Raw genomic sequence first — 12,067 nt, 5'->3', positions numbered from 1 at the left:
TATAATCTCGCGAAATCACCTCAATACCCTCACAAACGCGCCTCAATTGAGAACAATAATTTATCTCGAACGTTATTGTCTTGCGCTGGAATAACCGCAGCGCCTGATACGAGCTTTGGGAAAACAAGATGCAAACCGGAAAATCCGACAGTGTGGTTCTTAGCACAGCGGCCCAGAATGTTCTTCGAATACTGATCGCATCGTATTTTATTGCGGCGGCGCTGCAATTGATCCCGGGGACTGATCTGACACCGCTGACATCTCAGATCGCACCGGCACCTTATGCGTCCATCCTGGCGGCAGTCGTCGTCTTTGGGTTGGCATATCTGGTCATGATTGGCGTCTGGATGCGCGGCGCGGCTTTGCTGCTCGGCTTGATGACGTTCTTTGCTTCTTACCTAAAGATGCTCGAATTGGGCTTGGAACAGGAGTTGGGAAGTTTCTGGCGCGATCTGGCGTTGATCGCGGCATTGATCCTGACCTATGCGGAGAATGCGCCGCAAAACCGCCTCGGGCGCCGCGCTATTCGGCGCCATGTGACGCCCCGCCGAATCCGCCGCACGGTCGAGTTTGTGGCCCCGGAGGATCCTGAGCAGATGCCAGAGGGGGTGGCAAACCGTGTCGCACGCGTTGTTGCGATGGCGGAAGAGGAGGTCATGCCCGACTTCTCCGAACTGGAAGATGACGAGCGCATAACCGCGCAGATGCGCCACGCCCTGACGGCCCCATAAAAACACAATCGGGGCCGGGTGCGCCCCTTTTCAAGACTGGCTCAGGCGGATACATCCGCCGCTATGACACACCCCCTTCATATCATCGGCGGCGGCATGGCCGGATCCGAGGCCGCGTGGCAAGCCGTTCAAATGGGCGTTCCCGTGGTGATCCACGAAATGCGACCCAAGACCGGCACCTTCGCCCATCAAACGGGCGATCTTGCGGAAATGGTCTGCTCCAATTCCTTCCGCTCCGACGATAATGAGCAAAACGCCGTCGGTCTTTTGCATTGGGAGATGCGCGAAGCGGGCGGATTGATCATGGAGATGGCGGACCGTCATCGCCTGCCCGCCGGTGGAGCCCTGGCCGTTGATCGGGAGCCCTTTGCGGCGGATGTCACGGCACGGCTGCAGGCCCATCCGCTCGTCACAATCTCCGGCGATGAAATTACCGCCCTACCCGAGACCGGCCCCGTTATCATCGCGACAGGCCCTCTCACCTCAGGTGCCCTGGCCGAGGCCATTGCGGCGGAGACGGGCCAAGACAGCCTGGCCTTTTTCGACGCCATCGCCCCGATCGTCTATGCCGACAGCATCGACATGTCGAAAGCCTGGATGCAATCGCGCTATGACAAGGGCGAGACCGAGGAAGAACGCACGGCCTATCTCAACTGCCCGATGGACCGCGATCAATATGAAGCGTTCATCGACGCCCTTCTAAGTGCGGAGAAGACGGCGTTCAAACCGGGTGAGACGGCTGGCTATTTCGATGGCTGCCTGCCGATTGAGGTGATGGCGGAACGCGGGCGGGAGACCTTGCGCTTTGGTCCGATGAAGCCCGTAGGTCTGACCAACCCGCATCAACCGGATGTGAAAGCTTATGCGGTTGTGCAGCTCCGGCGTGACAATAAGCTGGGCACTTTGTTCAATATCGTCGGCTTCCAGACGAAGATGAAATATGGCGCGCAAAGCACTGTTTTCAAAATGATCCCTGGGTTGGAAAACGCGAGCTTTGCCCGCCTTGGCGGCATCCACAGGAACACCTTCATCAACTCGCCCACCTTGCTTGATGATCAAATGCGCCTTCGCTCAAAGCCGCATATCCGCTTTGCTGGGCAAATTACCGGCGTCGAAGGCTATGTCGAATCCGCCGCCATGGGGCTTCTTGCCGGGCGCATGGCCGCTGCAGAACTGCGGGGCGAAACCTTAGCGCCTGTGCCGCACGTCACCGCGATGGGCGCGCTGATCCATCACATCACAGGCGGCGCGGAGGCAAAGACCTTCCAGCCGATGAACGTGAATTTCGGCCTCTTCCCGCCCGTCGAGGGCCTGAAGGGGGGGCGTCGGGGGCGCAAGGATCGCTACAAAGCCTACACTGATCGCGCCAAAGTCGCCTGGACCGAATGGCTTGGTCAGACCACGCTGGACGCCGCCTAAACCTCGCTGCTAGGCTCGGGCGCATGACGGATGGATTTCTGAAGAAAGTCTATGGGCTCCAAGGCAAACGTGCTGTGCAGGAGTATTATGACAAATGGGCCGAGACCTATGATGCCGAGGTCGGCGCGAATGGCTATGCCACACCTGCGCGATGTGCGGCAGCGCTTCGAAGCACGGGCCTGTCGCTCGACGCACCGATCCTCGACATGGGTTGCGGCACCGGGCTGTCCGGCGTGGCGCTGACGGCCGAGGGATTTTCGGTGATCGATGGCTGCGATTTGTCGTCCGGCATGTTGGATCACGCCAGCGCGCGCGGCCTCTATCGGCACCTGTTTCTGTCTGGCGAGACGCCGCCAGACAGCTATGATGTGGTGGCTGCCGTCGGCGTAATTGGCCCAGGCGCGGCGCCGGCCTCTCTCTTCGGCACATGCCTTGATCTGTTACGGCCTGGTGGGCGGTTGGTGTTCTCCTACAACGATCATGCATTAGAAATCCCAGAGTATCCCGCGACGCTCGCTGCGGCGCGGGAACGTGGCACGGTCCGCACGCTGTTCGAAGAACGCGGGGACCACCTGCCAGAGATCGACGTGAAATCCACCGTATATGTTCTTGAAAAGACGTGACATTCACCACACGCTTTGCCCCATCTCCAACCGGCCCGCTGCATCTGGGCCATGCGTATTCGGCCTGCTTGGCCTATGACATGGCACAAGATGCGCGCGGGCGATTTCTGCTCCGAATTGAGGATATCGACAAATCCCGATCTCGACCGGAATGGGAGGCACAGATTTTCGATGATCTGAGCTGGCTCGGCCTCTCCTGGCCCGATCCGGTACTGCGCCAATCCGAGCAGATGGCCAGCTATGACGCCGCTTTGCGCCAACTCCACACGCTCGGTCTGATCTATCCCTGCCACTGCAACCGCAAAGACATCTTGGCCGCGCTCAACGCCCCGCAAGAAGGGGCCGCGTTACCGACCGGCCCGGACGGCCTCCTGTATCCCGGCACCTGTCGCATCTCACCGGCTGAGGCGCGCAACGTGCTCTTCGCGGCGGGGGTCTGGAGGTTGAACATGCGCGCCGCGGTGGAGCACATGAAAACGCCCTCCCTCAGTTATCTTGAGATGGGCGAAGGAGATGGCGTAACCCCCGGCACCGTCCATCTGTCTCCAGAGCATTTTCTGGAACACATCGGCGATATCGTGTTGGCCCGGCGTGACATGGGCACGTCGTATCATCTCTCCGTCGTGTTAGATGACGCAGCACAAAACATCACCCATGTGATCCGCGGCGCCGACCTCTCGGAGGCAACCGCGATCCATGTGTTGCTCCAACGGCTTCTGGGCCTACCCACACCCATCTATCATCACCACCGCCTGATCCGGGACGACGCAGGCAAACGCCTCGCCAAACGCGATGATGCGCGGGCCATCGCAAAATATCGGGCGGAGGGTGCCAGCCCAGAAGATATTCGAGCGATGATAGGTCTTTAGCGCGCAGTGTTACTCTTCCGGGGCCATCAGCTCCACCTCTTCGCCATCGCGAATCGCGGTGTAGAAACACACCCGGCGATTGGTGTGGCAGGCGGGGCCGTCTTGCCGGACCAGAACCAGCAGACAGTCGCGATCGCAATCGACCCGCATCTCCACCAAATGCTGCAAATGACCGCTGGTCTCGCCTTTCACCCAGAACGCCTGCCGCGAGCGCGACCAATAGGTGACGCGGCCCGTCTCAAGGGTCTGCGCCACGGCGGCAGCATTCATCCAGGCCAGCATCAAAACCTCGCCCGTCTCGGCCTCTTGGGCAATCGCGGGCAAAAGCCCGTCAGCATTGTAACGGAGTGTTTCAGGATCGAATGACATCTTGCGCGGGGCCTCTTTGCAAAGCGGGTCAGCGCCGCTACCTATAGGCGAGACGCGATGGAAGGCAAACCGATGACCGCCGAGACCGATCTGATCAAGCTTTATTCGCAGCGCATCTTGGCGCTGGCCGCGGATATGCCTTTGTCCGAGCGCTTGGAGGCGCCCATGGCCAGCGTGAAGAAGCGCGCGCCGCTCTGTGGGTCGACCGTGACGGTGGATTTGGACGTCGAAGACGGGCGGATCAGCCGCTTTGGCCAAGACGTGAAAGCCTGCGCCCTGGGCCAGGCCTCCGCCGCGTTGATGGGGCAAAACATCCTGGGCCGGACACAGGCCGAGGTCGAGGCCGCCCGCGATGCGCTGAAAGCGATGCTGAAAGACGGTGGGCCGCCCCCGGGCGCGCCGTTTGCGGGATATGACGTTCTCGAACCCGCGCGGGATTACAAGAACCGCCATGCCTCGATCATGTTGGCGCTCGAAGCCACCTCTCAAGCCATGGCGAAAGCGCAGCAAGCCGACTGCGCCTGAGCGCCCAACTCAATACCCGTTGATAAAAAAACCGCCGCGCTCCGGGGCAATGGAGGCGGCGGCAGTCGCGTGTCTCTAGGTCAGGGCCCCGAATGCAGGCTCAGGCAGAAACCACATTCATCAGGCAGTGAGATCGGGGCGGCAAATGGGGACGGGCCGCGCCGAATAAAGGCCCCTGACAGACCGCAGGCAGTGTCGTGATGTCAGATCAATCCGGGCAGATGAAACAGGCCAACCGTCAGACCAGCCAAAAGCAGCACGCCGACGCTATCAGAGAGCAGCGTGTCACGGGATTGGGCGAGAATACGGGCGGCTTGGGCAATCATGGGGGCGGTCCTGTCTCAATCTTTTGTTGACCTTTTGTTCTCATTTTCTCGCCACCATGTAAAGAACTTTTTGAGAACATGTGCGAACAAAAGCCGATTTCACGTGTTAACCAACTGAAATCAGGCGAATTGCTTTCTCCTGCTCCAGGAGCCAAAGCAAGACCCGCATCGATTGCCCGCGCGGGCTCTCAAGTTTCGGGTCTCGTTCAAGCAATGCCCGCGCATCGCTCTGCGCGATTGCCATCAGCGCGGTTTGGCTCTCCAGATCGGCCACCCTAAAGCGCGGCATACCCGATTGCGCCGTACCGATCAGGTCGCCTGCGCCGCGAATGGCGAGGTCTTCCTCGGCGATCCGAAAGCCATCTTCGGTTTCGCGCAACACGCTCAACCGCCGTTTCGCACTCTCGCCCAACGGGCTGCGATACATCAAGAGACAGGTGGAGGCCGCCGCCCCGCGCCCCACCCGACCCCGGAGTTGGTGGAGCTGCGCCAGGCCGAAAATCTCCGCCTGTTCGATCACCATGATCGAGGCATTGGGCACATCCACCCCAACCTCGATGACCGTTGTGGCGACCAACACCCGGGTCCGACCGGCCTGGAAATCCGCCATAGCGCGGTCTTTCTCCGCCTGCGGCAATTGTCCATGGACCAAGCCCACGACGCCTTCTCCAAGTTCGGCGCGCAGCGCTTTGAACCGTTCCTCCGCCGCGGTCGCTTCGTAAACTTCGCTTTCCTCAACCAGCGGGCAGACCCAATAGGCCTGTCGCCCCTCTTCCACCGCATCGCGCAAATGCTGCACCACTTCGGCGATCCGCCCGGTGGAAATCAGCGCCGTCTTCACCGGTGTCCGGCCCGGCGGTTTCTCGTCCAAGACGCTAATATCCATATCGCCGTATTGCGCGAGGCTGAGCGTGCGCGGGATCGGCGTCGCTGTCATCACCAGCATGTCCGCCGCCCGGCCCTTCCGGCTCAGCCGAATTCTTTCGTGCACGCCAAACCGGTGTTGCTCATCAACAATCGCCAGGCGCAAATCGGCAAATTCCACATCGTCCTGGAACACGGCATGGGTGCCAACGAGGATCTGAATGTCGCCGCGCGCCAGGGCCGCGAGCTTCGCCTTCCGCTCCGCGCCTTTATCGGCCCCGGTCAGCATTTCGATCACAACGCCCGCGGTCTCCGCCAGCGGTTTCAGGTTGCTGTAATGTTGCGCCGCCAGGATCGAGGTCGGCGCCATCATCACCCCCTGCCCCCCGGCCTCGACCGCGATCAAAAGCGCCATGAGCCCCACCAGGGTTTTGCCCGCCCCCACATCGCCTTGCAACAGCCGGCTCATCCGCACCGGTTCGCCCATATCAGCCGCGATCTCGTCCAAGGCGCGCAGTTGCGCGCCGGTCGGGCTAAACGGCAGAGAGTCCAACACCTTTTGCCGCAAATACCCATCGCCGATCGACGCGAATCCTTTGGCTTTGCGCACCGATAAGCGAGCGAGGCCGAGGGTCATCTGATGGGCCAACAACTCATCATAGGCCAGGCGTTCACGCGCTTTCGCGCTGCGTGAGAGGTCTTCGGGGCCTTGCGGATGATGCGCCTGGGCCAGCGCCTCCGGCCAGGCGGGCCAGCCTTTGCGTTTCAGCAGCTCCAGGTCGATCCATTCCCCGAGATAGGGCGCGCGCGGCAAGGCGGAGGCGACCGCTTTCGCCATGCCTTTCTGTGTAACACCCGCCGTCAGCGGATAAACCGGCTCGTAAGCGGGGATTTGGCCGGCCTCTTCCGGCGGCAGGATGTGGTCAGGGTGCGGCATCTGCGCGATGCTCTCAAAAAGCTCCACTTTGCCCGAGACCACCCGGCGGCTTCCGGTCGGCAGGACCCGTTCCAGATAGTCGCCGCGCGCATGGAAAAACACGAGCTGGAAGCTGGTCTGCGCATCGCTCACCTCGATCCGATATGGCCCCCGCCCGCTCGGCTTGCGGTGCTTTCCGACCGTCACCTCAACCGTCGCCATGCCGGGCAGATCCACCTCACGGATAGACGCGCGGCGGCTGCGATCCATACCGCCAATCGGCAATGTCAGCAGCAGGTCTTTCGGCGTTTCCACATGAAGGCCCGCATAGTGTTTCGCGGTCTTCGGGCCGACACCATCAAGCGTATCAAGCCCGGCGAAAAGCGGGAAGAGTATCTCTGGCCTGCCCCGGGCTTCAGGCATCGCCGATCAACGCCAGCCAAGCGTCCTCATCGATGGTCTCAACACCAAGATCGGCGGCTTTCTTGGCCTTTGACCCGGCCCCGGGCCCCGCGACCAGAAGATCGGTCTTTGCCGAAACGGACCCCGCCACTTTCGCACCCAAACCTTCGGCCCGTGCCTTCGCCTCGGCGCGGGTCATCTTTTCCAAACTGCCCGTGAAGACCACAGTTTTGCCGGCGACGGGACTGTCTGATGCCGCTGGCATCTCCGCATTTTCCACCGTGAGATGCGCGGCCAATCGATCGATGGAGGCGCGCTCGCGAGCCTGTTGAAAACTCATCACCAGAGAGACGGCCACGGTTGCACCGATCCCGTCGATGCCAACCAGATCGTTCCAGGCAGTCCGCGCTGACGGATCAAGCCCGTCCCACGCCGCCTGTCTCACCGCAGCCAGATTGGCGCGACGCCCGTCATCAGCGGCCTGCCGACGCTCTACCGCCAGCGCGTCCTCCGCCGCGCGGTGCCGATCAGCGGCTGGCGCGGCGGCATCGATGGCGGACAGGAACTCGTCCCAACTGCCGTAGTGGCGCGCCAGATCGGACGCCGCAACTTCGCCCACATGCCGGATACCAAGCGCGAAGATCACCCGAGCCAAGGGGATTGTTCGCTTGTCATTGATCGCAGCAAAGAGATTGCTGGCCGAGGTTTCGCCCCAACCTTCGCGGTTCTTCAGCTGCTGCAATCCCGTTCCATACCGGGCTTCCAGTTCGAAGATATCGGCAGGTTCCGCGATCCAGGTATCTTTGTAGAATTGCTCCACTTGTTTCGCGCCAAGACCCTCGATATCGAACGCAGCGCGAGAAACGAAGTGCTTCAGCTTTTCAACGGCCTGCGCGGGGCAGATCAAGCCGCCGGTGCAGCGGCGGACGGCATCCCCCTCTTCGCGCACGGCGTCTGAATTGCACTCAGGGCAGATCTCCGGGAAGACGAAGGGCGCGGCGGCGTCGGGGCGCTTCGACAGATCGACATCGGCCACTTTCGGGATCACATCGCCCGCGCGATAGACCTGGACCCAATCGCCCTCGCGAATGTCCTTGCCGCCGCGGATCGGGCCACCCTTCGCATCGCGACCGGCAATGTAGTCTTCATTGTGAAGCGTCGCGTTAGACACAACGACACCTCCGACCGTGACCGGGGTGAGCCGCGCAACGGGGGACAGCGCGCCAGTCCGGCCAACCTGGATCTCGATCTTCTCAAGCCGCGTCCATGCCAGTTCGGCGGGGAATTTATGAGCGATGGCCCATCGCGGCGTTGTCGATCGGAGGCCAAGCCGTTGTTGCAGCGCCAGATCGTCGAGTTTGTAAACCACGCCATCAATGTCATAGCCTAGCGTGGCCCGCGCCTGTTCGATTGCGGCGTAATGCGCCAAAAGCTCATCCGTGCTCTCGCAGCGTCGGGTAAGGTTATTGGTCTGAAACCCCAGATCGGCGAGCCGTCCAATCGCCTCCATTTGGGTATCGGCCAACGGGTCGGACACCGCACCCCAAGCATATGCGAAAAACCGCAGCGGGCGGGCGCGTGTTATTCTCGGATCAAGCTGGCGGAGTGATCCTGCAGCCGCATTGCGTGGGTTGGCGAAAGTTTTCTCACCAGCCTCGGCTTGGCGGGTATTGAGCGCAGTAAAATCCGCGTGGCTCATATATACCTCACCGCGGACCTCCAACAGGTCCGGTGCACCGTCGAGCCGCTCTGGGATATCCGTAATGGTTCGTGCATTTGCGGTGACATTTTCACCAACAGCGCCATCGCCACGCGTTGCAGCCTGAACCAAAACGCCCTCTTCGTATCGAAGGGAGAGCGATAATCCATCTATCTTGGGTTCTGCAGTAAAGGCCAGTTTCTCAGCGGGCTCCATCCCCAGATACCGGCGAATGAAGCTTGCAAATTCCGCCACATCCTCGGCATCAAACGCATTGCTGAGCGAGAGCATTCGCTCGGCATGCGCAACCTTCGAAAACCCCTCTGCCGGGGCGGCCCCCACATGTTCGCTCGGGCTGTCACTGCGTTTGAGGTCGGGGAACGCGGCCTCGAGCGCCGTGTTCTCTTTCTTCAGCGCGTCATAATCCGCGTCGCTGATCTCAGGGGCATCATCCTGATGATAGGCCAGATTTGCAGCGGCAATCTCTCGCGCCAACTCAGCCAAGCGCGCCTCTGCCTCAGCCCTCGTCATGGCGGCGACCTGGCCCTGCTTTGCGCCTGCCTTGCTCATACTCCGCTCCCGCGCTCTGATCCTTGCAGAGTGATAGGAGGCAGGCGCCGTCAGGTCCAGTGCGAGATGTCGACGGCGGCCCGATCAGGCGCTCGCGGCGATGTGCTCTGTGTTGAGCGCGGGCTGCGGATCGCGCAAGACATATCCCCTGCCCCAAACCGTCTCGATATGATTGTCGCCACCTGTCGCCTGACTGAGCTTCTTGCGCAGCTTGCAGATGAAGACATCGATGATTTTCAACTCGGGTTCATCCATGCCGCCATAGAGATGGTTCAAGAACATCTCTTTGGTCAGCGTCGTGCCTTTGCGGAGACTCAACAACTCCAGCATCTGATATTCCTTGCCAGTCAGATGAACGGCGCGGCCTTCGACATCAACGGTTTTCGCGTCGAGATTCACCGCGATTGATCCTGTTTTGATCACCGACTGCGCATGGCCTTTCGACCGGCGAATGATCGCGTGGATTCGCGCGACAAGCTCTTCACGGTGGAACGGCTTGGTCAGGTAGTCATCCGCACCGAACCCGAACCCCTTCAGCTTGTTTTCGGTATCGTCTGCACCCGAGAGGATCAGTATCGGCGTCTCGATCCGCGCGAGACGCAACTGCCGCAGGACTTCATGGCCAGTCATATCAGGCAAGTTTAGATCAAGAAGAATTAAATCGTAATCATAAAGCTTTGCGAGATCGATCCCTTCTTCGCCAAGAGGTGTCGAATACACGTTCAGATCGGCATGGCTCAACATCATCTCGATGCTTTTCGAAGTGGTGGGATCGTCTTCGACCAACAGGACGCGCATCAATTCTCTCCGATTCTTATCCGGCGTTGACGCTACCCTGAGGTGAAATGGTTAATTACAAGTTACCCTTTTAGATAGTTCCGCACGGTGGTCTAAGTTTCAATCCCGTAAATGCCATTTATTGACGGTAACGTTGTATGGCGGTTGCCCGCAAGGCGGCTTCACCATGGGTCGCAACCGCCTCTTTCCACGCAGTTAATTCCTCTTCGGACAGACTCCAAGTCTCCATAGCTTCCGTCGCGGAAACCAACCCAAACTCAACCGCCCGCACCACCGCGGCCTTGCGGCTGGCGACCCAACGGCGGGTTGTTGGGCTGGGCAAGTCTGCCCGGGTCATCTGCGTGCCGTCGGGCAATGTGACAACATGCGGCCCTTTTATACGCCGGATATACATGATGATCCTCTCTCATATCAGTATTCGGCCAAAAACTTGCAAGAAACTGCTTAAAGAGGAGTAAGTGCGGGGCTTGAGGATAGGGCGCATTTTCCTATATTGCGCTGGAACTCACCCCCGCAGGAGCAGCCTGATGGCCCTTGACCGCCCGACAGACGCGTTGAACTCGCTTGGCTTTGCCAAAGCGCCGGCGGACACACGCGTCGTCGTCGCCATGTCGGGGGGGGTCGACAGCTCCGTTGTCGCTGCGCAATTAGCGGAAGAAGGCTATGATGTCGTTGGCGTGACATTACAGCTTTACGATCACGGTGCGGCGCTGGCCAAGAAAGGCGCCTGTTGCGCCGGGCGGGATATCCATGATGCGCGTCGTGTGGCCGAGGAAATGGGTTTCCCGCATTATGTGCTGGATTATGAAAATACCTTTCGGGAGGCGGTGATCGACGAATTCGCCGATAGTTATTTGGCGGGCGCGACACCTGTGCCCTGCATTCGCTGCAACGAGCGGGTGAAATTCAAAGATCTTTTGGAAACCGCGAAAGATCTCGACGCCGATTGCATGGCCACCGGGCACTATATACAGCGGAAAATGGGACTAGAAGGGCCAGAATTGCACTCCGCAGCTGATGCAAGCCGCGACCAATCCTATTTTTTGTTTTCCACCACGCCGGAACAGCTGTCTTATCTGCGCTTCCCGCTTGGTCATCTGACCTCGAAAGCGGAGACCCGGGCCTTGGCCGGAAAATACGGGCTGAGCGTGGCTGACAAACCGGACAGCCAAGACATCTGCTTCGTACCCAATGGCAATTATGCCGCCGTGATCGAAAAGCTGCGTCCGGGCGCGGGTGAGCCGGGCCAGATCGTCGATATGGAAGGCCAAGTCCTGGGCCAGCACACGGGCGTGATCCATTACACGATCGGCCAGCGGCGCGGGCTTGGCATCGGCGGGCTGACCGATCCGCTCTATGTGGTGAAACTCGACCCCGACAACCGCCGTGTTGTGGTCGGCCCGAAAGAGGCGCTTTCCACTCGTGTCGTCCCGGTCCGTGAGATCAACTGGCTGGGCGATGCGCCGTTCACCTCGCAGGACGAATGGCATATGGGCGTGAAAATCCGCTCCACCCGCCCGCCGCGGGACGCGATCATCCGCCCCATCTCCGAGACGGAGGCCGAGGTTGAATTGCTGACCCCAGAAGAAGGGGTAAGCCCGGGCCAGGCTTGTGTGTTCTATGCCCCCGAAGGCAGCCGCATCTTTGGCGGTGGCTGGATCTGGCGCGGACAATAGGTGATCGGAGGGCGTCCGAGTTTCGGACGCCTCTTGGTGGCCGCCTGCCTGCGGCACGCTATGGCCGGCCCCCGCGCCCCAAAAGAGGCCCTGCGCCGGATGAGCGCGTGGGCCACGTTGCTCAAGACCTGATAGCGACCGGCCATTTCTGCAACACAACCGATGGCGTGCGAAATGACCCTTCATCTGGTGAAATCAAACACGCCAAGATCCTGAGCCGCGCGGGCGGTAATCTGTGCCGCCACCTGACCCGGTCCTCGCTTCTCTGCTGCAAAATATC

12 protein-coding genes are annotated in these 12,067 nt (G+C 60.5%); 6 read left to right on the top strand and 6 right to left on the bottom strand.

Annotation, left to right across the window (positions count from 1 at the left end; genetic code table 11):
- The first annotated feature begins 128 nt into the window (after positions 1-128).
- The 4 genes from GTF44_RS08295 (at position 129) to gluQRS (ending at position 3,642) form a co-directional block, all read left to right on the top strand.
- Positions 129-731: a DoxX family protein gene (locus GTF44_RS08295; protein WP_171560816.1), complete on the top strand. Its 603-nt coding sequence runs from the start codon at positions 129-131 to the stop codon at positions 729-731.
- A gap of 63 nt (positions 732-794) precedes the next feature.
- Positions 795-2,150, top strand: a complete 1,356-nt coding sequence (trmFO, locus tag GTF44_RS08290) for a methylenetetrahydrofolate--tRNA-(uracil(54)-C(5))-methyltransferase (FADH(2)-oxidizing) TrmFO (protein ID WP_171560813.1) — start codon at positions 795-797, stop codon at positions 2,148-2,150.
- Between the two features lie 23 nt (positions 2,151-2,173).
- A complete protein-coding gene (locus GTF44_RS08285; protein WP_171560810.1) occupies positions 2,174-2,773 on the top strand; it encodes a class I SAM-dependent methyltransferase in 600 nt (199 codons plus the stop codon).
- Complete coding sequence (gene gluQRS, locus GTF44_RS08280; protein ID WP_171560808.1) at positions 2,770-3,642, top strand: tRNA glutamyl-Q(34) synthetase GluQRS; 873 nt, start codon at positions 2,770-2,772, stop codon at positions 3,640-3,642. Before GTF44_RS08285 ends, gluQRS begins: the two co-directional genes overlap by 4 nt.
- 9 nt (positions 3,643-3,651) lie before the next feature.
- Here gluQRS and hisI read toward each other — a convergent pair whose 3' ends face one another.
- Positions 3,652-4,011, bottom strand: a complete 360-nt coding sequence (gene hisI, locus GTF44_RS08275) for a phosphoribosyl-AMP cyclohydrolase (protein ID WP_171560805.1) — start codon at positions 4,009-4,011, stop codon at positions 3,652-3,654.
- Positions 4,012-4,083: 72 nt separating this feature from the next.
- Here hisI and GTF44_RS08270 point away from each other — a divergent pair, with 72 nt between their 5' ends.
- Positions 4,084-4,536, top strand: a complete 453-nt coding sequence (locus GTF44_RS08270; RefSeq protein WP_171561053.1) for an iron-sulfur cluster assembly scaffold protein — start codon at positions 4,084-4,086, stop codon at positions 4,534-4,536.
- A gap of 203 nt (positions 4,537-4,739) precedes the next feature.
- Here GTF44_RS08270 and GTF44_RS22400 read toward each other — a convergent pair whose 3' ends face one another.
- From GTF44_RS22400 to GTF44_RS08250, 5 genes are all read right to left on the bottom strand, one after another.
- Positions 4,740-4,862, bottom strand: coding sequence for a hypothetical protein (locus tag GTF44_RS22400; RefSeq protein ID WP_290152202.1), 123 nt, complete (start codon positions 4,860-4,862; stop codon positions 4,740-4,742).
- Positions 4,863-4,968: 106 nt separating this feature from the next.
- Positions 4,969-7,065 (bottom strand): ATP-dependent DNA helicase RecG, encoded by a 2,097-nt coding sequence (gene recG / locus GTF44_RS08265; RefSeq protein WP_171560802.1) that lies wholly within the window; start codon positions 7,063-7,065, stop codon positions 4,969-4,971.
- On the bottom strand, positions 7,058-9,274 hold the full coding sequence (gene ligA / locus GTF44_RS08260) for an NAD-dependent DNA ligase LigA (RefSeq protein ID WP_171561051.1): 2,217 nt from the start codon (positions 9,272-9,274) through the stop codon (positions 7,058-7,060). The genes recG and ligA overlap by 8 nt, the downstream gene beginning before the upstream one ends.
- Positions 9,275-9,397: 123 nt before the next feature.
- Entirely contained in the window at positions 9,398-10,111 is a 714-nt protein-coding gene (gene ctrA, locus GTF44_RS08255) for a response regulator transcription factor CtrA (protein WP_145209412.1), read from the bottom strand.
- A 118-nt stretch (positions 10,112-10,229) separates the two neighbouring features.
- Entirely contained in the window at positions 10,230-10,505 is a 276-nt protein-coding gene (locus GTF44_RS08250) for a DUF1153 domain-containing protein (RefSeq protein ID WP_171560799.1), read from the bottom strand.
- A 133-nt stretch (positions 10,506-10,638) separates the two neighbouring features.
- On the opposite strand from GTF44_RS08250, the gene mnmA reads away from it, so the two are divergent.
- Positions 10,639-11,787 carry a tRNA 2-thiouridine(34) synthase MnmA gene (gene mnmA / locus GTF44_RS08245; RefSeq protein ID WP_171560796.1) on the top strand — a complete coding sequence of 383 codons (1,149 nt, stop codon included), beginning with the start codon at positions 10,639-10,641 and terminating at the stop codon, positions 11,785-11,787.
- Positions 11,788-12,067 lie beyond the last annotated feature (280 nt).

It is taken from the genome of Roseobacter sp. HKCCD6576-2, assembly GCF_013179285.1.
Classification (GTDB): domain Bacteria; phylum Pseudomonadota; class Alphaproteobacteria; order Rhodobacterales; family Rhodobacteraceae; genus Rhodophyticola; species Rhodophyticola oceani.
Note: the sequence above shows the minus strand (reverse complement) of the source record. Positions and strands in the feature narration are given on the sequence as shown.